Consider the following 23591-nt stretch of genomic DNA (forward strand, 5'->3'; position numbering starts at 1 on the left):
CACCTTTACAAATGCAAGAAGTCTTGCTTAAGAGTTTTATCAAATGCCTGGAACAACCCACGTCTGACTTTTACGCCAGAGAAGTCTTTTTCTACCGAGATCAATTGTTTGAGCACGCTCAAGTTTACGCCTTCTTCTTGGCAAAGAGTCTCCAGGTCGGTCAACTGATCGTCTTTAAACACAGGCCGATCGTTATGATCCCAATCGTAAACTTCGCCCGTTTCTTCTTCGACGATGAGTGGCAAGCGATCTTCCCATTGTAGGTCATCGTGCCAGTATTTACGGATCGCTTTGAGCTCTTCGATGCTAATCAATTCCATAGTAGGATCATGCAACTCACGAATTTGTTTTTGGGTACGCAGCAATTCTCTCAGAATTTCTTCGCGAGCTTTCAATGTGAACGGACCTACGCCTAAGCGCTTGAATTCTTCTCCGTCTTGAATGACAATATCCAATTCTTCTACTGTTGCAAGGTTGATATTGTTTTCATCCAAGTATTGCTTCAAGTTTTCTTTAAGAATGATTTCCCGATCTTCAAGTTCGTCGCTAAAAGGAAGCAGATAGACTTCGCCATTCATCCGTTGTTTCTGTCTCTTGGATTGATCTTCTCTAATTTGTACAAGGAAGTTTCTAAATTCATACAGTGGGCGAAGCCAATCAACGCCGTTATTAATGAAGCCGCTGAGCGCCTTATCTTCATTTACAACTGTACAAGTCCAGCAACCGAAACGGCTATTTCCGCAAGAGCCTGCGCTCTCCTTAACTTCTTTATCTACAATTAACGGGCACTCGCTATTGGAGCTTTGATAGAGTTCCAACAGCTCGTTATTGTCGTCTCCCCACGGTGATTCATATTGAAGCAAGAACTCCCATACATCATCTACATCAAAAGTACGAATTGGCGCAAAAACAAAAGCGTTTCTCAAAGTGGAGTGACGCATAAGCTTTTTGCCTTCAATCGTATGGGACTGCATAACGGCTGCGCGTGTCGCACTCTCAGAGTCACGAACGCCTAGTAGCATTAGGACTTCGCCAAATTGATCGACTTTTTCCAAAATGAAACGGTTTGCCGGCTCGATTTTTAAACGGTCTGTGCACCATCTAAACTTTTGACGCGGTGTCGGATAACCTTTACCGATAATCGAAGCCCAGAACGTTTGCTCGACTTTCGGCCATACCTTTTGCGTTTCAAAGGGAAGGCCGAGCTCTAAAGCTTTTGTCTGAATGCGTCCAAGCGTACGCGTAATCTTATCAATAATAAGTGGTGTCTCGACTTGGGTATCCGATGAGATCACGTAAACCTTTTTATGCAGTTTAGAAGGCTCCATTTCCTGAAGAGCCTGGAAGACAAGCTGAACAACAGCTGTAGAGTCTTTGCCGCCACTGAAACCGACGACCCACGGCCGTTCGTCCATCAAATAAACTTCTTTTACGAGTTCTTTGGCTTCTGTAAATTTAGTGCCTGTATTGAATATGTTAAGTCCGAAATCAACCATTTTGAGAAGCCTCCTTAAACTTGTTCTCCACTTTTTGTTCTTGTTCGGTGAGTGGGAGACCAACTTTCATTTTAATGAGATTAGCGGTTAGCTGGATCGTTTCGCCGTTTTTATTGATTCGACCTGTATGGCTATAAGCACGGCCTTGCCAATCGGTTTTGTTTTCACGAGTCCAGTCAATGTTCTTCAATTGCTTAATGTAAGATTGCCATTCGTCCGGATGATTGAGGTACAGATAGTAGCCTACAATTCCGAGAGCTTCCAAAAAGATCCCGTGTGCAACGACTGAATGAACTCTTAATTCGCGCGGAGAAATTTTTTTCTTCAATACTTCTTGCCACTCGGGAATCGAATTACAGAGTAGCTGCCAGAACTCCGATACAAACTCTTTTTCCTGCTCTGAAATCATATCGCCTTTTCGCTTATTGATAAGCTTAGAAGTGGCATTGAAGATATGGTTAAGAGCAAAGAGCTTAGGAGAGTTCTTGGACAGCGATACTTTTTCCCGATCTGTGTAACGTTCCAATAAAGGGATATCAGCGATCAAACTTTTGGTAATAAGCGAAAGCTGATCCCGATGATCGTATAAGATTCCGATCGAAGACGTAGTGTTTACTGCGTGTCGATTCAAATCCGAGAACATTTGCTGAGAGCGGGTCAAACCTAAGTCATGAAAAAAGACCACCGAGATCGTTTCGTCGCCAAGTTCGGGAGAAATTTTCAGGGCTTCTTCGATTGCGGCTCTACGGTGTTGACCGTCGTTGATTAAGAATTTAGAATCTAAAGAGATTGTTAGATATCCCACGTCTTTGAGTTCTTTCGAACCCTCTTTAAACTTCATATCCCCATCTACAGATGCGGTTAGGGAAGAGAAGATGTAGTCTTTTGGATTCTCTAAAATATAGTTGGTGATGTCGGGAATTCGTGCTTTGTTCATCAAACGTTGCGCTCGATGTTCAGCCGGAATTTCTTCTTCATCAAATAAAAATATTTTAGGAATCAGACGTAAAGGACACATCACTGTATAAAATTCTCTACCAGCTTGTATCCCTCGCAGAGCAGGAAAAGTGTAACTGAAGTTCATCAGCATTCTCCTTTATTACGTGCGTAATATCGTGTTTTGTTCTTATATTTTAACGTAATACGAACGGATGTTCAATAAGAAAAGTGAGATATTATATTTTGTGAAAATGCTCAGCTATTAAAGTCGAATCGAATTAGGAATCAATAAATATATTGAATATAAATCGCTTATATAGTATTCTCATCTCTAAGATAGCACAATATATAGGGAAGAGGTGGGTTGTTTGCAGATCTATGAAGCGATTTATAGAAACGAAGAATTTGAAGAAGTAGTATCTATTTTATCAATCGAAGCACACCCTGAGTTTCATGAAGTGAGAAAAAACCTTTACTGTACGTATGAAAATTGTAAGGCTAAGTTAGAATATGTTCCTAAAGGTAAGAGAAAGGCACATTTTAAAACTTGGCCTAAGCAAAATCACGTTAAAGAGTGTATAGATTACTTTGAAAGGGAAAAGAAAGCTAGAAGTGAACGCGGGTCTGCAACTGCAACTATGCTGATCTCGGATAAGCACATTTCGGATATTTTAAATGACATTAAAAGAAATCGTAATAAGAAAGAACAGATAACAACCACAGGCCCTAGAACGAAAAAAGAAAAAAAGAATGTAGTAATTGATCCTTCTCAGTCTCCAGAAGGTGGAGTTAGAGTTGTCCCTACCACAGGAAGTGATGCAGATGACATCGTCCTTGAAGGAAAGGGGAAAGAACCTTCTGTTAAAAGGAAAACTTTGTCTTTACTAAGTGAAGAGGATATTGGAATGACTCGAGCTTTATATAATGTTTCTGTCGATTCTGTTGACGTTTCCAATGACAGGGTAGTTGTAACAGTTAGCGATAACAAAAAAACTTGTAGTGTTTATTTTGAAGAATTCTTCTTCTCTTCAGCGCCCGTAGGGTTTTTGAATCGTTTTAAAAGACTGAAAGAAATTGCCGAACTAGATAAGAGTCTTGAGTTTACTTGTGTAGGTAGTGTTATAGGAAGAAATGATAGCGTTAACATTTTGGTGAATAAGCATAATGCCTTTAGGATAGAAGATAAATATTTAACAGTATTTTTGGATGTTTATAAAACAAAATAGATTTAAAAAAGTCTAGCATGAAAAAACACCGCGAACTCTTCGCCCCGGACGACTTCGACCTGATCGTCGTAGACGAGTTTCACCATGCGGCGGCGCGGTCGTACCGGGCGGTGCTGGACTATTTTACGCCAAAGTTTCTGCTGGGGATCACGGCGACGCCGGATCGGATGGACGGGCAGGACGTGTATGCGCTGTGCGGCGGGAATGTGGCGTACCGGATGCATTTTATCGAGGCGATCCGGCGGGAGTGGCTGACGCCTTTTCAATATTACGGAGTGTTCGACGAGACGGACTATTCCGCGATTCGCTGGCTCGGCACGCGCTACGACGAGGAGCAGCTGCTGGCGGCGCAGCTTCAAGAGTCGCAGGGCGAGCGGATTTACGAAGCTTGGATCAAGCACCGGCAGTCGCGCACGATCGTGTTCTGCTCGTCGATCCGGCAGGCGGATTTTCTGGACGAAGTATTTCGGGCACACGGGCACCGCACGCTCAGCCTGCACTCGCGCACCGGCGGCATTTCGCGCGAAGAAGCGATCGCTCGTTTGGACGGCGGGGAGCTGGAAGTCATTTTTACCGTCGATCTGTTCAACGAAGGCACGGATATTCCGAGCGTGGATACGCTGCTGTTCGTACGGCCGACAGAGTCGCTGACGGTGTTCACGCAGCAGGTGGGGCGCGGGCTGCGGCTGGCGGAAGGGAAATCCCACTGCGTCATCATTGACCTGATCGGCAACTACCGGAACGCGGATGTGAAGCTGGCGCTGTTTCGGGAACGTGAAGACGTAGAGAGCGGCGGCAAAAAGATCAAAGACCGTGGGATCGCCGAGCCGGCGCTGCCGGACAGCTGCGCGCTGACGCTCGATACTCGGGTGGTCAATCTGCTGGACGAGCTGAGCCGCAAACGGCTGCCGCGCCGCGAGAAGCTGCACCGGGACTTCCTGGAGCTGAAAGCCGAGCTGGGCCGCGTGCCGACGTATCCGGAGCTGCATTTGCAGGGACGCTCGGAGAGCCGGGCTTACCGGGATGAGTTCGGGTCTTACGCGGGTTTTCTGGACTGGGCGGGGATGCTCGGCGAGCGGGAGCAGGAAGTATTCCGGCGGTACGAAGATTGGCTGCGGGACGCGGAGAAGACGGCAATGGCAAAAAGTTACAAGATGATCGTGCTGCTGTATATGCTGGAACGCGGCGCGGATCGCTGGAGCGAGCCGGTGACGGCGGAGGAGCTGGCGGGCTTTTTCCACGGGTATCTGACGGAGAAAGAGTACCGCAAGCGCATCGACTTCTCGGATAAGGAATCGCGCGGGCTGTGGGAGTGGAACGAGCGCACGCGGGGCAAAGTCGTGAAGCTGATCGAGGAGATGCCGATGAGCAAATGGGCCGGAGCAAAGGGAAGCCGGGTGACGTTTGCGGATGGGGCGTTTGGGTTGGACTTTGAGGTGGCGGAAGCGGATCGGGAGATACTGTATCGGTGGACGCGGGAAGTTTGCGAGGTGCGGCTGCAGGGGCATTTTGAGCGGAGAGGAAGCCTTTTCTAAAACCTTATTTAATGCAAAGGGGCCCCTTTAAAAAGGTCTTCTTTGCATTAACGATCAATTACATCGACCATGCCGGTTTAGGAAAGCGATATTTGAAATAAGTTCCATCCTTTTTGTTTACGAACACATAAGGAGGATTTTCGGGAGTGTTTACGAGCTTGTATACGATAATATCCGGCTGATTTTCTGTCTTTTTATAAAATACAAGATCGCTTTTTGGGATAGAATCGGTTTCGACATAGGCTAATGTTTGACCATGCAATTGAATCTTTGGAGCATCTGCTATCGTTCGTCGAATCCTATTAAATGTACCGACATGGCCGCTTACAAAAATCGTCAGCTCGACAGCCGTATAAATAAAAAGGATCAAAAAAAGCAAAACCACTGTTTTTTTCGATTTTGTCATAGTTCCCCCTGAGATTTAGGAATATAGGTGGCTACTATCAATACTATTATATCCTGTTTCCTATATTGCAGGACCGACATTTGTAAAATCGATGGCGGAGGACGCGATTTAATGAAGTATCTTATTTAATCATACACATTTCGTTTATCATGATTAGATCCATAGTGAAAACCATAAATAAAAAAGCGCCCGCCTCCCAAATCCCCGGAGCGAACGCTGTATCGTCTTTTTTCAAACTAACCCGCTTGAATCCGCGAATCCGTCCTCTACTCGATCTCTTCCTCGTCGTCCGCGTAATCCGCAAACAATTCCATCGCTTCGAGCAAAGTGGTTACGTCGCCCGATACTTTCAGCAGTACGGTCGCTTCGTCTTGAACGCCGGCGCGTTCGTACTGGATATCGGTCAGCAGGTCGCTGTCCACAAGCTTCAACGAGAGCAGGTCGGTCAGTTCGTCGGGCGAGAGGTTCGAGACTTCGTCCAATCCGATCGGAAGAACGGCCGTGATGCGATTGTCCTGCTGAAGTTCCTGGATCTGTTCGAGGGTGAGCGGTTGAGTGAGGATGTCCTGCGTAGAACGGGATCTTGTTGGCATGTGAGAGCTCTCCTTTAGATAGAGGGTAAAAGACCTGCTGCTGTATAGCGCTTAAGACCGAAGCCGTACTGCGCCCCTGTCCCGGCAAATATGTAAAGAGAACAAATTGAATAAATTTATCTTAGGGCTAGATACCTAATTTTTGTATTTCGAAATATGATATCTTTGAAAAAAGCACTGAATCATGTACAAATACCTAATTTTGTTGGTTGCTTGTTGCGAGTGGAACACTGCGAATTGTTTGCATTTGAATCTTATGTACCGACGGAATATCCGCAGGCGCCCAGTCCAGCGTGGATAATTCGCCGGCCGGCAGCCATCGGATCGCCGCGTGCTCGGTCAGCGTAGGCGTTCCTTCAATCCGTGTACAGTAGAAAGTCGACAGATGCACAAAGCCGAAGTCGTATTCGTATACGGTCGTTTCGATCCATTCCCCGACCTCCACGGTGCAGTTCATTTCTTCCCGGATCTCGCGCTTAAGCGCCTCTTGCGGCGTTTCGCCTTCTTCGATCTTGCCGCCGGGGAACTCCCATTGATAAGCTTGCGCTTTGGCACCGCCGCGCTGCGCGCAAAGAATCCTGCCATTTTCGACGATGACTGCTCCGACGACGTGGATGTGTTTTTTCATAATGGAAGACCTCCGGTGTGGGGAAGTAGTGGGAAAGTATCGCTGCACGAATAAGGATATACTACGGCGCGCTTAAAGGATAGTCGGCCGGGGTGCTTACGGTCCTCCAAACCATACAGCCAACGGACTGGCGACAGCTGCATACAGAATCAGCGGCAGAAAGCCGATCCATTTATAAATCGAGCTGTAAACACCGCCGCGATTTCTCTTGCGTTTCTCGTTATCCGTAAATTGGAAACTTTCGCATAGGGCGGCCGTTCGCTCTCTTAAGATCGTCATATCGCTTGGCGAAAGCTGCGGCAGTCCGGAGTTTGGGGCGTTTCCCGATGCGATTTTCAGTACCGGTTCCTCGTAATTGAATTCCCGGTAGAATTGTACTTCACTGCCGTTTACGATTCGTGTCAGCCAATTGTTCGGACCGCCCCAGTTCATCACGGGATTGTTGCCGCCGCTGTAAATCTGCCAATCGTCGCGGTATTTCGAATGTGTTCGCAGTTCGCGGTTCAAAAGGAGTTCCCGCGCCGAGCGAGGATTAGTTTTATAGTCTATTTCATATAACGTTTGAGCTGCTCGTAAAAGTTCTCTCTTGATCCCGCCAAAATAACCACGATCAATTCGCCTTCTTCGTTCTCTTCTACACGATAAGCAATCTCGTAATTTGTCCCCTGATAGAAAATGTCGTATCCCCGAATCCCGCTTAGATCGCCGGTCTTGGCTTCACCAAGCTCAGGATTGTTACGAATAGCTATGATCGCTTCTAAATAAGCTTTTTTCAAAGGAGCTTCGACTAATTTTTTGAAGTATTTTGCAGCAGGACGTAAATACGTGACAGGCAGCATAGAATTATTGCTCATCTACATCGCCGAACAATTCAGCTGTTTCGTCCGTCCCCGCTTTATAGTGTTGAGCCGCTTCCCGAGATTCGGCAATGAGATAACCTACAGCACCGCGCAGCATAGTCTGGCGTTCCCTGAACTTGCGCAGTAGATCTTCTTTATCCGTATAACCTTCGTCCAAAAGATCCGCAAGAATCAGATCGGCATAGTCGTCTCCGTCTCTTCTTTCACGCATAGGCCGAAGCACCAGCATTTGATCTTTGACGCCAATTTCGACCTCGTCCTGGATCTTTAACTGTTCGTAGAATTTTTGCGGAATCGTAATCTGGCGTTTTGACGATACGCGGGCGCGCTTCCACTCGATTGGTTCTAACTTCGACAATTTAATCTTCTCCTTTTGCTTGGTTTCTTTGAAAATTTGATTTTATACTTATTATGACGAATTATGCGTTGAAGTACAATTTTTTTGTCTGCTTCACGAACGCCGCCGAATCTGGGATAATTCAGAGCATCTTGTTAAACACAGAAAGGAACCCTCATTCCTATGAAAAAAATCATCGTGGTCGGCGCGGGGATTCTCGGAGCTTCGGCGGCTTATCATCTGGCGAAGCTCGGGGCGGAAGTGACCGTGGTCGACCGCAAACATCAAGGACAGGCGACCGATGCGGCGGCGGGCATTATTTGTCCCTGGCTGTCGCAGCGGCGCAATCAGGCGTGGTATCGGCTGGCCCGGGCGGGCGCGCGGTATTACGGCGACCTGACGCAAGAACTGCACACCCTGGGCGAGCGCGATACCGGTTACGCCCGCGTGGGCGCTCTCAGCCTGCATCCCGATCCGGTCAAGATTGCCGGGATGCGCGAGCGGGCCGGGAAACGAAGAGAGGACGCGCCGGAGATCGGGGACATCGAGGTTCTGGACGAAAGCCGGGTACGCGAGCTGTTTCCTCTATTGAGCGGAGGCTATCAGGCGGTGCGGGTCAGCGGAGCGGCTCGTGTGGACGGGCGCGCGCTGCGCGACGCTTTGCTGAGCGGCGCACGGAAGCATGGAGCGGTGTTGGCGGAAGGCGAGGCGGCGCTGAATACGGATAAAAGCCGCACAACCGGCGTAACCGTGGACGGGAAAACGCTGGAAGCGGACGAAGTGGTCGTCTGCGCGGGAGCGTGGGCGAACAGTTTATTACGGCCGCTCGGGCTGGACTTTCGCGTGACGTACCAGAAAGGCCAGATCCTGCATCTGCAAATGCCCGATCGTCCCGGCAGCGGCGCATGGCCGGTCGTGATTCCGCCGACGGATCAATATCTGCTGGCGTTCGACGATGGCCGAATCGTCGCCGGCGCCACGCACGAGAACGAAGCGGAACTTGGCGATATTCGCGTCACGGCGGGCGGCATGCAGGAGGTGCTGAACAAAGGCGTCGAGCTGGCCCCGGGTCTGGCGGACGCCGAGGTAGAGGAAGTACGGGTGGGCTTTCGCCCGTTCACGCCCGGCTTTCTGCCGGTAATCGGGCGCGTTCCCGGCTGGGAAGGACTGATTACGGCCAACGGACTGGGCGCGTCCGGATTGACCGTCGGCCCGTTTCTCGGCAGCCAGCTGGCGAAGCTTGCACTCGGCCTCGAACCGGATATCGGGCTGGAGGATTACGGAGTGGAGAAAGCGCTGGGTACGCTGCGGCAGGGGGAATAAGGCGCAGTAGTGCGATGGATAAGCGAATTAGGATAAGCCGGAGCAGTGTGAGGCAGATCGAAACGAAATAACGTCCTCAGTACCTCTATTTTCTTTGAAAATACGCTTTTCGAACAAATAACGGCACAGGTACACTTATTTTGTCTTCAAAGCGCGCCAATGAGCCGTTTGTGGACAAATAGTTGTACCTGTGCCGTTATTTCGAATCGGGGCCGTATATTTCTCGAAATAGTGGTATATAAGACGTTATTTCATATTTCGATACTTATTTCTGTCCAAACAAGCCATGCTCTCGGCGCGGCGGCCCGGAAGCCGGCCGTCGTTCGCTCTCTACGACTTATTATTTTACGACTCCGTCTGCTCCTCGTCCGAGTCCTGTCCCAAAGGCATCTGTTCGACGGATTCGTAGCGATACAGGGGATGACGCAGCGGTTCGCCCGGCGGGGCTTCGCTTTCTTGGACGCCGGAGACGTCGATCTGGATGCCGTTCTGCCCGTCCGGCAGCCGCTCGTCGCGGGGCTCGTCTGCCTTGGGCCGCAGCACGGCGCCGCCGGCTTGCGGCTGCGGCGAAACCGCCTCGGTTTCGGCCGAGGTAACGCCGGCGCCGGCGGCTCCGCCAGCCGGATTAACCGGCGCAGCCTGGCGCGGCTCGCCTGCGCGCGGAGCGCCGCCGTGCAGAGCGGCGATCGAACCGGCCGCCGCCGATACGGCCAACAAGCCGAGCGCGGCCGGCCATATGCCGAACTTCTTTCCTTTTGTCATCGCGATAAACTCCTCTCGTCGTGCGATATCCCGTTCGGCCGATCCGGCCTCGCGGCTTCTTCCCGCTTGGTAGACGACTTCTTTACCGCTTCTTCACTTCTTCGCTACTTCAACTCCGCGTCCACATTGGCCGCGGCTTTCGATGCCAGACGGATCAGTTCGCTGCGTTCTGCGTCTGTCAGACCCCGCGTTGTAATCTCTTCCATCCGCTGCCACACCCCGGTAATGCGTTCGTTGATGGCCCGGCCTTCGTCGGTCAGCGAGACGAGCGTCACCCGGCCGTCTTCCTGCGAGCGGGAGCGGTTGACCAGCCCGGATTCTTCCAGCCGTTTGACGGACTTGGCGATAGTCGAATGATCCAGCCTCAGCGCCTGGCCCAGGCTGTTCTGCGATTGGCCGTCGCGGTCCCAGAGCTGGAATAGGATAATCTCCTGCCCCGCGAACAGCCCGATCTCGCGCAGCATCTGGGCGGCCAGAGCGCGGTGGGAGCGCCCCAGCGCGAAGACGGCGAAGCTGACCGGGGAACGGTCGCCCGCGCTGAATTCGGAAATGGCCGATGGAGAGGGTAAACCGGAGTCCGGCGGATGTTCGGGAATTTTACGGTTCATTGGACACATTTCCTTTCTGATCGGCGGATAGGCGAATACGGGAAGCTTTCAGCGGCTTGTCTCGAGCGACCGGAGGCTTCCCATATTTCTGCGTATCCGTTATTGATTTTATTTTAACGGTTATCCATGTCGTGCGCCAGAACATTCAACGCTTATCCCCGGGGAGACAGCAGAATCCGGCCGCGTCCGCTGCGGGTTTCGCTGCGGCGATGCGCTTCTTGGACTTCGCCGATCGGGTAAATGCTGTCGATCTGAGTCTTGAGCGTGCCGTTTGCGATCAGGTCCACGATTTGCAGCAGATCGTCCCGCGTCGAGAATTTGGTATTGAATTTGCCGGTCGCGCCGTGCGCCGCCGCCTGCTCCGCGTCCGGTTCTTCGAACAGGGAGACGAGCATACCGCCTTGTTTCAGCACTTTCCACGAACGTTCCTGCGTTTCGCCGCCTACCGTATCGACAACCAGATCGACGTCCTGCACCAGCTGGTCGAACTTTTCGCTGCGATAATCGATCACCCGATCCGCTCCGAGCGACTTCACAAACTCCAGGTTGGAGGCCGAAGCGGTCCCGATCACGGTCGCGCCTTTCCACTTGGCGAGCTGAACCGCAAATTGTCCGACTCCGCCCGCGGCGGCGTGGATCAGCACCGTCTGGCCGCTTTGCAGTTCGCCTTCCGTAAACAGCGCTTTCCAGGCCGAATCCGCTCCGCCGCGAACCGCCGCGGCTTCGTCGAGCGATAATGAGTCCGGCACTTTGACCAGTTCCTGCTTTTTGGCAACCGCGAATTCCGCATAAGCGCCTGTGAACTGGCCGAGCACCCGGTCTCCGGCTTGGAATTCCGTTACGCCTTCGCCGGCCGCTTCGACCGTGCCCGACGCATAGAAGCCGGGAATATAAGGGAAAGTGATCGGGAACACTTGTTTAAGCCAGCCGCGGCGAATCTTCCAGTCGAGCGGGATCACGGCGGTGTATTCGAGCCGGACCAGGACTTCGCCGGCCTGCGGCTGCGGGCGCTCCGTTTGACGCAGTTCCAGTACGTCGGCTTCTCCGTAACGATCGACAAGAACGGCTTGCATGGTTGGGGTTTGCATAAGTAATCTCTCCTTTTGGGTTGGGGTTTCAAGCGGGAAAGCAGGATGAATACGATTTACGTTGCCGGCCACACAAATATACATCCGAATTATGTGGTTGGCAACATATAATTTTAAGTTTTTTGAAATTAAATGAAAACTGCGTAAAAATCCGTCGGCAATAAAATCGAATACCTGACATGGGATTTAGAGTCTTTTTTGCGAATGTCCGCTTGGAGGAGACAACGTACTGGATGAAAAGGATACGATGCCCGGCGGCCGGAAGATAAAAAGTGTGATTAAAAGATAATTTACCGAGGTTATATTAGATTTTTATTCCTTATAATGGTCCTGTGTTAAGGGGTATAAAAGGCTTTTGAAAAGGAAAGATTTAACGAACGCAGCGGTAAAAACCGAGAAACGGAGCCGACCGGCGGTAAAATATTTGAAAAAAGAATAGAAACGTTTCGATTCATCTCTCTTTTAATGAAGGAAAAAAATTTTACGGAATAACCATTGGAGTCATAATACATTACATAAAGAAGGCGAATTGCAAAAAACGATTGCCAAGTGGAGGCTCTTTGTGTAAGTTATATTCACCCGGTTCGAAGCCATCCGTTAACCGATACTCCAATATACATAATATTTATAAAATGTTGGGCGGATTGAATGGAGCAGAGCGGGCAGAATGCGATCTTGAGGGGAGCGGACTGTTCATGAGAAAAAGATTGTCCCTGTTGTTCACTCTGGTATTATCGCTTGTTCTGATACTGGCGGGCTGCGGAGGCGGCGGAAAAGAAGCGGCCGAAACGGGCTCGACGGATACCGGAAGCGAAGCGGCAACGACGACTCCCGAAGCGGGAGGCAGCGGCGGAACGCTGGTTGTCGGACGCGGCGGGGATTCCGCGGCGCTCGATCCGGCAATCGTCACCGACGGCGAATCGATCAAGATCGCGCAGCAGGTATTCGATCCGCTGCTGGCGTATAAATCCGGCACGACGGAAGTCGAAGGCGCGCTTGCGGAAAGCTGGGAAATCTCCGACGATGCGCTGACGTATACGTTCAAACTGCGCCAGGGCGTCAAGTTCCACGACGGAACCGATTTTAACGCCGATGCGGTCGTATTCAACTTCAACCGCTGGAGCGATCCGAACAGCAAATTCAAATTCGAAGGCGATTCGTTCGATTACTACGATTCGATGTTCGGCCCGGACGGCAGCCGCGTCATCAAGAGCGTCGAAGCGAAAGACGAATCGACCGTGGTTATTACGCTGAATCAGCCGCAGGCTCCGTTCCTGCAGAACCTGGCGATGCCGGCGTTCTCGATCGCAAGTCCGGCCGCCGTCGAGAAATCGGGCGCCGACTTCAAGTCGAATCCGGTCGGAACCGGACCGTTCGTATTCAAGGAATGGAAACGCAGCGATTCGATTACCCTGGATAAGAACCCGGACTACTGGCAGGAAGGCCTGCCCAAGCTCGATAAAGTCATCGTCCGCTCGATCCCGGACAACACCGCGCGCTTCAACGCGCTGCAAAACGGCGAGATCGACCTGATGGAAGATCTCAGCCCGGACGATCTGGCGACGCTGGAAAGCAATCCGGATCTGCAAAAGTTCAACCGTCCTCCGTTCAACGTCGGCTATCTCGGCTTCAATGTCGAGAAGAAACCGTTCGACGATCCGAAGGTGCGCATCGCGCTGAGCCACGCGGTGGACAAGCAGGGCATTATCGACGCATTCTTCGCGGGACAGGCCGAACCGGCCAAGAACCCGATGCCGCCGTCGCTGTGGGGCTACAACGACAGCATCGAAGACTACGATTACAACCTGGACGAAGCCAAGAAGCTGCTGGCCGACGCCGGTTATCCGAACGGAATCGACCAGGCGCTGACGTTCTACGCGATGCCGGTGCCTCGTCCGTATATGCCGGACGGCCGCAAAGTCGCCGAAGTGATCCAGGCCAGCTTCGAGCAGATCGGCGTCAAGGTCAATATCGAATCGCCGGAGTGGGCGACTTACCTGGACGATCTGAAGAACGGCAAGAAAGCCGATCTGTTCATGCTCGGCTGGACGGGCGACAACGGCGACCCGGACAACTTCCTGTACACGCTGCTCGACAAAGATTCGATCGGCAGCAACAACTACAGCCGCTACGTCAGCGAGCCGCTGCACGAGCTGCTGGTCAAAGCGCAGCAGGAAACGGACCAGGACGCGCGCGCCAAGCTGTATGAAGAAGCGCAGGTCATTATTCACGACGACGCGCCGTGGGTGCCGCTGGTGCATTCCACGCCGCTGCTGGCCGGAAGCGCGAAAGTGCAGGGTTACGTGCCTTCGCCGACAGGCTCCGAGCCTTACGCGGACATCTCGATTGGGCAGTAAACGCAAGCAAACGGTAAGCGAATAGTTTCAATTCGGGTCCGGAAGGAGCCTCGCGAACGGCGAAGCTCCCTTCGGACTTTCCTGAATGGATGGTGGACTAGTGGGTTCTTACATTGCCAAACGACTTCTGATTCTTATTCCGGTCCTGCTGGGCATGACCATGATCGTTTTCTCGATCATCCATGCGATTCCCGGCGATCCGGCCGATACCATCCTCGGCGAGAAAGCGACCGAGGCGTCCAAGCAGGCGCTGCGCGACCAGCTCGGGCTGGACCGGCCGTGGCTGGAGCAGTACGGCAAATACCTGGGCGACCTGCTGACCGGCGATCTGGGCAATTCGATCCGCACGCGCGCGCCGATCTCGCAGGAGATCGGGCCTTATCTCGCGGCGACGTTCGAATTGACGGCGGCGAGCATGCTGTTCGCGGTATTTTTCGGCGTCAACGCCGGGATTGTCAGCGCCTGGAAGCATAATTCGTGGTTCGACTACATCTGCATGCTGATCGCGCTGATCGGCGTCTCGCTGCCGATCTTCTGGCTGGGGCTGATGGAGCAGTGGATCTTCGCCAACGAACTGCACTGGCTGCCTTCGAGCGGACGCCTCAACGTCCGGGACCCGCTCGAAGCCGTGACCGGCTTCTACGTGATCGACGCGATTATCCAGGGGCAGTTCGGGCAGCTGTGGACCGTCATTAAGCACCTGGTGCTGCCGGCCGTCGCGCTGGGCACGATTCCGATGGCGGTGATCGCGCGTATGACGCGCTCCAGCATGCTGGAAGTCATGCAGCTCGATTATGTGCGCACGGCGCGGGCGAAAGGGCTGTCGCAGTTCACGGTCGTGTACCGGCACGCGCTCAAGAATTCGTTTATTCCCGTGCTGACGGTTATCGGCATCCAGACCGGCGCGCTGCTCGGCGGCGCCGTGCTGACCGAGACCATTTTCGCCTGGCCGGGCATCGGGCGCTATATCTTCGAAGCGATCAGCAACCGGGATTATCCGGTGATCCAGTCCGGCATCCTGATCGTCGCGATCATCTTCGTACTGATAAATCTGCTGGTGGATCTGCTGTACGTCGTGTTCGATCCGCGCATCCAGTACAAATAGGAGGGACACCATGAGCGACGCATTTCTGAAGGCCGGACCGCGGCCCGTCGATAAATCGGCGAACAAAGCTCAGCCGGGCCCCTGGAAAGATGCGGCCAGATCGTTCGCACGCAACAAGCTCGCCGTAATCGGTCTCGGACTCGTGATCTTTTTCGTTCTTCTGGCGCTGGTCGCCCCGCTGATTATGCCTTACGACTACAAAGCCCAGGTGCTGGCGGACCGGCTGAAAGCGCCGTCCGGCGACCACTGGTTCGGCACCGACGATCTCGGGCGCGACATTTTCAGCCGGGCCATCTACGGGGCGAGGCTTTCGCTCTGGGTCGGCTTTATGTCCGTGATCGGCTCGATCGTGATCGGGACGCTGCTGGGCATTATAGCCGGCTTCTACGGCAAATGGGTGGATATGATCATTTCGCGTCTGTTCGATATCCTGCTTGCGTTTCCGGGCATCCTGCTGGCGATCGCCATCGTCGCCATTCTCGGCCCGTCGCTGCAAAACGCGCTGTATGCGATCGCGATCGTCAATATCCCGACTTACGGACGTCTCGTCCGTTCGCGGGTGCTGTCGCTGCGGCAGGAAGAGTTTATCACGGCGGCCCGGGCGCTCGGCGCGAACAACGGTCGCATCCTGTTCAGGCATATCCTGCCGAACAGCCTGACGCCGATTATCGTGCAGGGCACGCTCGGCGTCGCCACGGCGATTATCGAAGCGGCCGGCCTGGGCTTTCTCGGCCTCGGCGCGCAGCCGCCGGAACCGGAATGGGGCAAGATGCTGTCCGACTCGCGCCAGTTTATCCAGACCGCGCCGTGGACCGTTATTTTCCCGGGATTGTGTATTCTGCTGACCTCGCTCGGCTTCAACCTGATGGGCGACGGACTGCGTGATACATTCGATCCGAAGATGAAAGGGCGTTAAGGCTTAGGGAAGACCTGCCGACAAAAAAAGCGCTGCAAGCAAAAAGAAGAGAGGCCGCGGATCGATCGCGGCCTCTCTTTATTGTGCGGACTATCCGCGATTCGGTGCTACTGTCCTTCTTCGGCGGACAAATTGAGCACCGGCACGTTGAGAAAATTCGAGATGGCAAGCGCGCAGGCGCCCATCACGGAAGAATTGTCGATCGTGGACAGCGCCAGTTTGCGGTAATGGCTGATCTGGGAATGCAGGTTGGCATGGATTTGCTCCAGGGAACCCGGGTACATTCGCAGCAGCTCGCTGTTGATCACCACCACTTCGGGATTGTAGAGATTGATGACGTTGTTCAGTCCGATCGAGAGATAATAAATAAACTGCTTCATGATCTCGTGCACGTCGGCGTCGTCTTGTTCGAGCCATTGTCCGATCCGCTCGTAGGTAATCGGTCCCGTATTTTTTTTGTCGGATAAATATTCGAATACGCTTGTTTCCGACGCGTATTTCTCCCAGCAGCCGCGGTTGCCGCAGGCGCAGGGTTTGCCCTCTGGCACGATAATCATATGGCCGATTTCGCCGGCGAATCCGTCGTGTCCGCGGAAGAATTTGTTGTTCAGGATCATGCCCAGGCCGATGCCGGAATGCAGCGTGACGCACAGCAGGTTTTCGGTTTCGTGATGGATAAACACACTCTCCGCGAAAGAGCTGAGGTTGGCGTTGTTTTCCAGGTGGACTTTCATGCCGACCGCGGCTTCCAGATCGCTTTTGAGATGCACGCCGGTCCAATTGAAGCGGGGCACGTATTGAATGATTTCGTTGTTCGACACCAGGCCGTGTACGGACACGACGATGCCGACGATGCCGTAGCGGCTGCCTGAGAACCGTTCCCGGTACTTGAGGATATATTGAGTGAGCAGCCGGAGAATATCCGGATAGCCGTGCGATTCCAGCGCCGCGGTTTCCGCGGATACCCGGCGTCCGAGCAGATCGGTGACGGTAAAGGAGATTCGCCCGTAATCCAGATCGATGCCCAGCGCGTACCCGGCTTGTCCGTTCAGGGACAGCTGGATCGGTTTTCTGCCCACCGCGTTGTGCTCCAGATGCGTTTCGACAACAAGTTCTTCGTTCAGGAGGTCGGCGACCTGGGCGGATATCGTCGCTCGGGTCAAAGCGGTGATTTTGGACAAGTCGGCCCTGGATGCCATTCTTTCTTTGAGGATTTCCTGGATAATTAACGAACGATTGATTTGCTTGATATATGAGGCGTCACCGGTTATCATTCCTGTCCTCCAGTTCGAACGTATTCACAATTCCGATTATAACATTAATCATCTTGAATAAGGCCGGCGCCCAGAAAAAGTAAATTGCAAGAAGAGGAAATTGACTTTCCGGAAAAATATATAAATTTTAAAACGCTTACAAAAGGTGTTGACGCTCGGATTTGGAGATGGTAACCTGTATCTGCCTTAATTGATAAGTTTACTAAACTAATTAATAAGGCGTTATTATTATCCATGGGAGGGCTATGAATGGGTCAACACGCAGGGCTGGAAACGATGCCGGATTACGAATCGAACTCGACGAATCCGACAAGAAAATTTGGGATGCGGGACAAGCTCGGTTATATGTTCGGGGATTTCGGGAACGACTTTTTCTTTATTCTTGCCAGTTCGTTTTTGATGGTGTATTACACGGACGTGTTCGGAATGAGCGCTGCGCTGGTGGGCAGTTTGTTCCTGATCGCAAGGCTGTGGGACGCGGTGGCGGACGTGACCTGGGGACGGTTTATCGATTCGAGAAAAGCCGGCCCGCACGGTAAGTTCAAACCCTGGATCTTCAGAATGTCGTTTCCGCTCGTCGTCTCCGGCGTCCTGATGTTTATCCATATCCCGGGCATGACCAACGGCTTCTACGAGGTGTACGCGTATGTGACGTATATATTATGGGGTACGCTGTACAGCACGGTCAATATTCCGTACGGTTCGATGGCTTCCGTGATTACGAAAGACCCGGTGGAACGCACCACCCTGTCGACGTTCCGGACCATGGGCGGCTCGCTGGCCGGACTGATTATCAACGTGGTCGGTCCGCTGATCGTATTCGTCGACAATAAAGCGAACGCCAACGGCTTCCTGATGGCGGCTCTGATCTTCGGCGTGCTGTCGCTGGCGTGTTACATGGCGTGCTACAGACTGTCGACCGAACGGATCGTACAGCCGGAAGCGCAGCGGGAAAAAGTCAAATTCAGCGCCACGTTAAAAGGACTGACCCGGAACAAACCGCTGATGTGGATTCTGGTCGCTTCGCTTACGTTTATGGTCTGCTTTATGCTGGTGGGCACCGTCAATGTGTATTTGTTCAAAAATTATTTCGGAAGCACGACGGCTTTGAGCCTGGTCGGATTTATTCAGGCCGCTACGATCTTTGCGGCGACGCCGCTGATCAAGCCGCTGGTCGCCAGATTCGGCAAGAAAGAAACCGCTTCGATGGGCGTGCTGCTGGCCGCCTGTATGTACGGCCTGCTGTATGCCATGCCCGGTCTGCACGTTAACGCTTTTATCGCGATCTTGACCGTTGCTATGTTTGGATACGCTTTCTTCAACCTCGTGATCTGGGCGTTCGTTACCGACGTAATCGATTATCATGAATATCTGACCGGCCTGCGCGAAGACGGAACCGTATATTCGATCTATTCCTTTGCGCGCAAAGTCGGTCAGGCCATAGCCGGCGGACTCGGCGGTTACGCGCTGGCCTATGTCGGTTACAACGCCGCTCTCGACACCCAAACCGAGGACACGCTGCAGGGCATTCACACCCTCGCCACCCTGGTGCCGGCGGTTATCCTGCTGCTGATCTTCGTGATCGTGATGTTCCTTTATCCCCTCAACAAGAAACGCACGCTTCAATTGGCGGCCGATCTGGCTGCAAAAAGAAACAAGCTCGAATAGCGGACCGTCGGCCCAAAAGCCTGCAGGCTTGAAGCGGCGGTATGCAGGCTTTCCAACTGTTCCGGCGATACGATTCCTATTCCGGTTTGCGGAACCGGCTCGGCGTACAGCCTTTCAACTGCTTGAATACCTTTGTGAAATAATTGACATCGCCAAACCCGACCATCTGGGCAATATCGGTAATCGTCATACTTTCGTTTTGCAGCAGCTGCGCCGCTTCTTGAATCCGCTGCGCATTGATATAAGAGGTGAGCGGCTGCCCGGTTTCTTTCTTGAACCGCCTGGACAGCTCGTACGGATTGGCACGGATCGCCCGGGCAATTTCCTCCAGCCGCAGCTCCCGGTCGATATGCAGCCGGATATGCTCGATCGCGCTTTTGACAAGGGGGCTCCAGTCGATCAGGCTGAGGCTGCGGACCGCTTCGCAGTATTCGATATACATCTGCTTCTGGATATCGAGCAGCTGCCGCACCGAAGACGATTTCTCGATCTGGATCGCGAGCTTTTCGGAAATGCCGTCGATGTAAAGCGGATGCACGCCTCCTTTTTCCGCGGACTTTCGCAGCAGCGTATTGGTTACAAACGCCAGATTCTTGCGCGAGCGCAGCGGATTGTTGGGGATGCGGTCGGGAATTTCACCCACGACCTGACTGAGGTCTTCGACCATCTTCACGGTTTTTTCCAGGTTCCCGGTTTCCACGGCGGCCATCATCCGGTTCTCCAGGCGGTAGCGTTCTTCGATCGAAGCAACCGCTTCTTCCGTCGCTTTTTGTTTGATGGCTTCGGGCAGCACGACATGGGGATTCGAGATGCTGCGCAGGGCGGTCCGCTCGAAAGAATCCGAACGTCCGTCGTCGAAGCGCGCGGCGAGATACGCAAGAAAGTCGGCGATCCGGTCGGCTTTGTCCCTGGCGATCAGGGGAAGAGACAAATAATACTGCTGAAGGGTCGGAAGCAGCCCGATCGGCAGCCGATTAGCAAACACGATCTCGTTCATCACGGCCGCAGAAGGTTCTTCGAGCAGAAAAGGACCGATCACGATACTGCCGATAAAAGCGCCGGTATCGAACAGATTGACGGAAATAAAGTGGATGTGAAAAGAAGTCGAGTGCAGCGCAATCCTGCGGTCGGCGTCCGCGGGATCGAGCCGCAGACTTTGCCGCAGATTTTCCAGATACGGCTGAAGCGGCTGCGGAATCCGGCTGCCGATCGATTTCCACTCCGTTTCTTTGCCGGGGCCGGTAAATACTGTGTCCATATGCGAGAACTCGCCGGCGAACGCAAACAGCTTTTTTAATTCGTGATTTTTTTCACTTTTGGGCATTCTTGTTCCTCCAGACACATCGAAGTTTGGGCGTCAGCATAACTTTATACATGATTTTAATATAATACGCAAGATATTACGAGTTTAAAAAAGCGCTATCAATTAGGATGGACTCAGGCGCCTTGTTACACGGAACGTATATACTCTCGAAAAAGAGGTGGAAAAACGATGGAGCGGCATATCCGAATTTCCGGATTCTCCGATGAAATTTCGTCCGATTTCGATACCCAGCTTGAGGTGGTTACCCGGCTCGGAATGCGTTACCTCTCGCTGCGCGGAATCGACGGCAGAAATGTAGGCGATTTCACGGTGGAAGAGATTCAAGAAAACGTGCTTCCCCGGCTGCAAAAAGCGGGCGTCGGCGTGTCTTCGATCGGATCGCCGATCGGCAAAGTGTTTGTCGGGGACGAAGAAGGATTTGCGAATCAGCAGGAGATGCTGCACCGGCTGTGCCGCATCGGCATGCTGCTCGGCTGCCGGTATATCCGCATTTTCAGCTTTTACATTCCCGCAGGCCGCGATCCGGACGCCTACAGGGACGAAGTGATCGCCAAGATCGGGATACTGGTCCGGATCGCCGAGCGGTACGATATCGTGCTGCTGCACGAGAACGAAAAAGACATCTACGGCGATATCGCCGAACGCTGCGCCGATATGTTTACGGCCGTAGACTCGGAACACTTCAAAGCCATTTTCGACTTCGCCAATTTCGTACAGTGCGGCGAAGACACCCAGAACTGCTACGAACTGCTGAAACCGCATATCGCCTATATCCATATCAAAGACGCCGTCAGCACGGATCGCGAAAATGTGCTGTGCGGAGCCGGCGAAGGGCAAATCCCGTCCATACTGGCCCAGGCGATCGCCGGCGGGTACACCGGTTTCTTGACGCTCGAACCGCATCTGGTGCTGTTCGATTCGCTCAAAGACCTGGAGTTGGAACCGGCGGAACATGTGATCAAAGACAACAAAGGGCTCGACGGAGCCGGAGGCTACAGACTGCAATACGAAGCGTTAAAAGCGATTCTCAAACAAATCGAAAGCGGGGCAACCGTATCATGAAGACTGTGAAAATGGGCATTATCGGCGTCGGCGCGCAGGGCGGAACATATGCCGAATTTTTGGCCGAGGGCAAAGTCAAACACATGGAGCTGGGCGCGATCTGCGATATCGATCCGGCCAAAAAAGAGTGGGCGCGGGAGAAATATCCGGACGTTCCTTTTTACGAGAATTACATCGACATGCTGGAAAGCGGAGACGTGGACGCCGTCGTGACCTGCGTGCCGCACTATCTTCACCCGGAGATGGGCATCGAAGCGCTGCGAAGAAATATTCACGCCCTGGTGGAGAAACCCGCCGGCGTCTACACGAAGCAGGTGCGGGAACTGAACGAGTTTGCGGCTTCGAAGCCCGAACTGACTTTCGGCATCATGTTCAATCAGCGGGCCAATCCGCTGTACCGGCAGTTGAAAGAATGGATCGACGGCGGGGAGATCGGGGAGATCCGCCGGACCAACTGGATCATCACGACCTGGTGGAGACCGCAGGGCTATTACGACCAGAGCGCCTGGAGAGCCACCTGGAACGGCGAAGGCGGCGGCGTGCTCGTCAACCAGGCTCCGCACCAGATCGATCTGATGCAGTGGATCTGCGGAATGCCGCAAAAAGTGTATTCCAATGTGAAATACGGTTTCCAGAGAAAAATTACCGTCGAAGACGAAGTGACCGCGCTGTTCGATTACGGCAACGGGGCGACGGGCGTATTCGTTACCTGTACGCACGACGTGATGGGCACGGACCGCCTCGAAATTCTCGGGGACAAAGGCAAGATCGTGGTCGACGACAGCAAGAAAGTCACGATCAAGCGTCTCAAACAGCCGGAGGACGAAATGAGCCGCACCATGGGCTGGGCCGATGTGCTGAAGATCTTCATGGGCGCGGATATGTCCGATGTGTACGACGAAGAAACGATCGAATTCGGAAGCGTATGGGGCGGCCAGCATATCGCGGTGATGGAGAACTTCGCCGCCAATATCGTGGACGGAACGCCGCTGCTCGCCCCGGGGAGCGACGGCATCAAAGGCGTATCGCTGGCGAACGCCATCCATTTGTCGAGCTGGCTGGGCCGCGAAGTGGAACTGCCGCTGGACGAAGAGCAGTTCCTCGCGGAACTGAACGGCAAGATCGAAGCGGAGAAACAAGAAACCGCGACTTTATAAATTCCAAATTCCAAATTCGAGGAGGAACAGACATGGCACAGGGGAAAATCGGCGTACAAATGTTCAGTTTGAAAAGCAAAATCGCGGAAAACGGCATCACCGAAACGTTCCGGAAAATCAAAGAACTCGGCTTCGGCTGCGTGGAGATCTCCCAGGTTGAAATGAGCAAAGAAAATGTGGACGAGATTCAGCGGGCCGCCGAGGAATTCGGCATTGCCGTCGCTTCGATGACCGCGCCGCTCGACAGCATGCCCGAGTATCCCGGCGAGTCGCTGACCCGAGATTTCGACAAGATCGTGGGCGACTGCAAGCAGTTGAACTGCCGGATTATCCGGATCGGGATGATGCCGATCCGGCTGATGGGCGACAAAGAAAAAGCGATGGACTATATCCGGGACGCCGAAGCAATGGCGGAGCGGCTGGCCGAACACGGCATCGAGCTGTATTACCACAACCATCACAACGAGTTCGAGAAATACGACGGGAAGTTCCTGCTGGATATCATGCGGGAGAACACGTCCAAGCTGGGCTTCGAGCTGGATGTGCACTGGGTGCACCGGGGCGGCGAGAATCCGATCAAGCTGATCGAACGATTCGCGGGCCGCATTTCGCTGCTGCATTTGAAAGATTACCGGATCGGGCGCATGGAAGCGGCTGAAGAAGACTTCAAAGACATGAGCAAGTTCATGCAGAAGTTCCTGAACATGGTCCAATTCGCCGAGCTGGGCCAGGGCAGCCTGGATATCAAAGGCATTATCGAAGCGGGCGCGGCGAGCGGCGTGAACTATTTCCTGATCGAGCAGGACGATACGTACGGCCGCGATCCGTTTGTTTGTCTGGAGGAATCGGCGGAATATTTGAGACAAATCGGCTACGCGGACTGGTTCTGAACCGAAGGGACCGACCTTTTCCGGCATGAGCCGGATA

Annotated in this window: 22 protein-coding genes and 1 pseudogene; 10 read left to right on the forward strand and 13 right to left on the reverse strand. The window is 53.0% G+C overall.

The features are described 5' to 3' along the window. Window positions 1–5: 5 nt before the first annotated feature. Window positions 6–1496, reverse strand: a complete 1491-nt coding sequence (gene dndC / locus QWJ34_RS01265; RefSeq protein WP_302725236.1) for a DNA phosphorothioation system sulfurtransferase DndC — start codon at window positions 1494–1496, stop codon at window positions 6–8. Further along, window positions 1489–2586, reverse strand: a complete 1098-nt coding sequence (dndB, locus tag QWJ34_RS01270; RefSeq protein WP_302725237.1) for a DNA sulfur modification protein DndB — start codon at window positions 2584–2586, stop codon at window positions 1489–1491. Before dndB ends, dndC begins: the two co-directional genes overlap by 8 nt. Window positions 2587–2803: 217 nt before the next feature. On the opposite strand from dndB, the gene QWJ34_RS01275 reads away from it, so the two are divergent. Both QWJ34_RS01275 and QWJ34_RS01280 read left to right on the forward strand, forming a co-directional pair. Continuing rightward, window positions 2804–3661, forward strand: coding sequence for a hypothetical protein (locus QWJ34_RS01275; protein WP_302725238.1), 858 nt, complete (start codon window positions 2804–2806; stop codon window positions 3659–3661). Between the two features lie 14 nt (window positions 3662–3675). Next, window positions 3676–5196 (forward strand): annotated as a pseudogene (locus QWJ34_RS01280) (DEAD/DEAH box helicase); the annotation flags it as partial. 58 nt (window positions 5197–5254) lie between these two features. Here QWJ34_RS01280 and QWJ34_RS01285 read toward each other — a convergent pair. The 6 genes from QWJ34_RS01285 to QWJ34_RS01310 form a co-directional block, all read right to left on the reverse strand. Continuing rightward, the gene (locus QWJ34_RS01285) at window positions 5255–5602 is read right to left on the reverse strand and encodes a hypothetical protein (protein WP_302725239.1); all 348 of its coding nucleotides are present in this window, start codon (window positions 5600–5602) and stop codon (window positions 5255–5257) included. Between the two features lie 266 nt (window positions 5603–5868). Next, window positions 5869–6195, reverse strand: a complete 327-nt coding sequence (locus QWJ34_RS01290; protein ID WP_302725240.1) for a hypothetical protein — start codon at window positions 6193–6195, stop codon at window positions 5869–5871. Between the two features lie 196 nt (window positions 6196–6391). Next, a complete protein-coding gene (locus tag QWJ34_RS01295) occupies window positions 6392–6823 on the reverse strand; it encodes a (deoxy)nucleoside triphosphate pyrophosphohydrolase (RefSeq protein WP_302725241.1) in 432 nt (143 codons plus the stop codon). 96 nt (window positions 6824–6919) lie between these two features. Then, a complete protein-coding gene (locus tag QWJ34_RS01300; protein WP_302725242.1) occupies window positions 6920–7330 on the reverse strand; it encodes a hypothetical protein in 411 nt (136 codons plus the stop codon). Between the two features lie 38 nt (window positions 7331–7368). Further along, on the reverse strand, window positions 7369–7677 hold the full coding sequence (locus tag QWJ34_RS01305) for a type II toxin-antitoxin system RelE/ParE family toxin (protein WP_302725243.1): 309 nt from the start codon (window positions 7675–7677) through the stop codon (window positions 7369–7371). Beyond that, entirely contained in the window at window positions 7667–8041 is a 375-nt protein-coding gene (locus QWJ34_RS01310) for an AbrB/MazE/SpoVT family DNA-binding domain-containing protein (protein WP_302725244.1), read from the reverse strand. Before QWJ34_RS01310 ends, QWJ34_RS01305 begins: the two co-directional genes overlap by 11 nt. 162 nt (window positions 8042–8203) lie before the next feature. Here QWJ34_RS01310 and QWJ34_RS01315 point away from each other — a divergent pair, with 162 nt between their 5' ends. Continuing rightward, a complete protein-coding gene (locus tag QWJ34_RS01315) occupies window positions 8204–9343 on the forward strand; it encodes an NAD(P)/FAD-dependent oxidoreductase (RefSeq protein ID WP_302725245.1) in 1140 nt (379 codons plus the stop codon). A gap of 345 nt (window positions 9344–9688) precedes the next feature. Here the strand turns inward: QWJ34_RS01315 and QWJ34_RS01320 are convergent, their stop codons facing one another. The 3 genes from QWJ34_RS01320 to QWJ34_RS01330 form a co-directional block, all read right to left on the reverse strand. Then, window positions 9689–10105: a hypothetical protein gene (locus tag QWJ34_RS01320; RefSeq protein WP_302725246.1), complete on the reverse strand. Its 417-nt coding sequence runs from the start codon at window positions 10103–10105 to the stop codon at window positions 9689–9691. A 104-nt stretch (window positions 10106–10209) separates the two neighbouring features. Next, complete coding sequence (locus QWJ34_RS01325; RefSeq protein ID WP_302725247.1) at window positions 10210–10713, reverse strand: MarR family winged helix-turn-helix transcriptional regulator; 504 nt, start codon at window positions 10711–10713, stop codon at window positions 10210–10212. Between the two features lie 152 nt (window positions 10714–10865). After that, window positions 10866–11801, reverse strand: a complete 936-nt coding sequence (locus QWJ34_RS01330) for an NADP-dependent oxidoreductase (protein ID WP_302725248.1) — start codon at window positions 11799–11801, stop codon at window positions 10866–10868. A gap of 695 nt (window positions 11802–12496) precedes the next feature. Here QWJ34_RS01330 and QWJ34_RS01335 point away from each other — a divergent pair. From QWJ34_RS01335 to nikC, 3 genes are all read left to right on the forward strand, one after another. Then, entirely contained in the window at window positions 12497–14158 is a 1662-nt protein-coding gene (locus QWJ34_RS01335; protein WP_302725249.1) for an ABC transporter substrate-binding protein, read from the forward strand. A 100-nt stretch (window positions 14159–14258) separates the two neighbouring features. After that, the gene (locus QWJ34_RS01340) at window positions 14259–15263 is read left to right on the forward strand and encodes an ABC transporter permease (RefSeq protein ID WP_302725250.1); all 1005 of its coding nucleotides are present in this window, start codon (window positions 14259–14261) and stop codon (window positions 15261–15263) included. Between the two features lie 10 nt (window positions 15264–15273). Continuing rightward, window positions 15274–16179, forward strand: coding sequence for a nickel transporter permease (gene nikC, locus QWJ34_RS01345; RefSeq protein ID WP_302725251.1), 906 nt, complete (start codon window positions 15274–15276; stop codon window positions 16177–16179). 107 nt (window positions 16180–16286) lie between these two features. Here the strand turns inward: nikC and QWJ34_RS01350 are convergent, their stop codons facing one another. After that, entirely contained in the window at window positions 16287–17453 is a 1167-nt protein-coding gene (locus tag QWJ34_RS01350) for an ROK family protein (RefSeq protein WP_302725252.1), read from the reverse strand. 276 nt (window positions 17454–17729) lie between these two features. Here QWJ34_RS01350 and QWJ34_RS01355 point away from each other — a divergent pair, with 276 nt between their 5' ends. Further along, window positions 17730–19121 (forward strand): MFS transporter, encoded by a 1392-nt coding sequence (locus QWJ34_RS01355; protein ID WP_302725817.1) that lies wholly within the window; start codon window positions 17730–17732, stop codon window positions 19119–19121. Between the two features lie 76 nt (window positions 19122–19197). On the opposite strand, the gene QWJ34_RS01360 is transcribed toward QWJ34_RS01355, so the two are convergent. Next, window positions 19198–20445: a helix-turn-helix domain-containing protein gene (locus QWJ34_RS01360; RefSeq protein ID WP_302725253.1), complete on the reverse strand. Its 1248-nt coding sequence runs from the start codon at window positions 20443–20445 to the stop codon at window positions 19198–19200. 168 nt (window positions 20446–20613) lie between these two features. Between QWJ34_RS01360 and QWJ34_RS01365 the strand changes: the two genes are divergently transcribed. The 3 genes from QWJ34_RS01365 to QWJ34_RS01375 are packed head-to-tail and all read left to right on the forward strand — an operon-like array spanning window position 20614 to window position 23554. Next, window positions 20614–21507, forward strand: a complete 894-nt coding sequence (locus tag QWJ34_RS01365) for a sugar phosphate isomerase/epimerase family protein (RefSeq protein ID WP_302725254.1) — start codon at window positions 20614–20616, stop codon at window positions 21505–21507. Then, window positions 21504–22664 (forward strand): Gfo/Idh/MocA family protein, encoded by a 1161-nt coding sequence (locus tag QWJ34_RS01370; protein WP_302725255.1) that lies wholly within the window; start codon window positions 21504–21506, stop codon window positions 22662–22664. The genes QWJ34_RS01365 and QWJ34_RS01370 overlap by 4 nt, the downstream gene beginning before the upstream one ends. Before the next feature lie 32 nt (window positions 22665–22696). Next, complete coding sequence (locus QWJ34_RS01375) at window positions 22697–23554, forward strand: sugar phosphate isomerase/epimerase family protein (protein ID WP_302725256.1); 858 nt, start codon at window positions 22697–22699, stop codon at window positions 23552–23554. Window positions 23555–23591 lie beyond the last annotated feature (37 nt).

It is taken from the genome of Saccharibacillus sp. CPCC 101409, assembly GCF_030518235.1.
Lineage (GTDB): Bacteria > Bacillota > Bacilli > Paenibacillales > Paenibacillaceae > Saccharibacillus.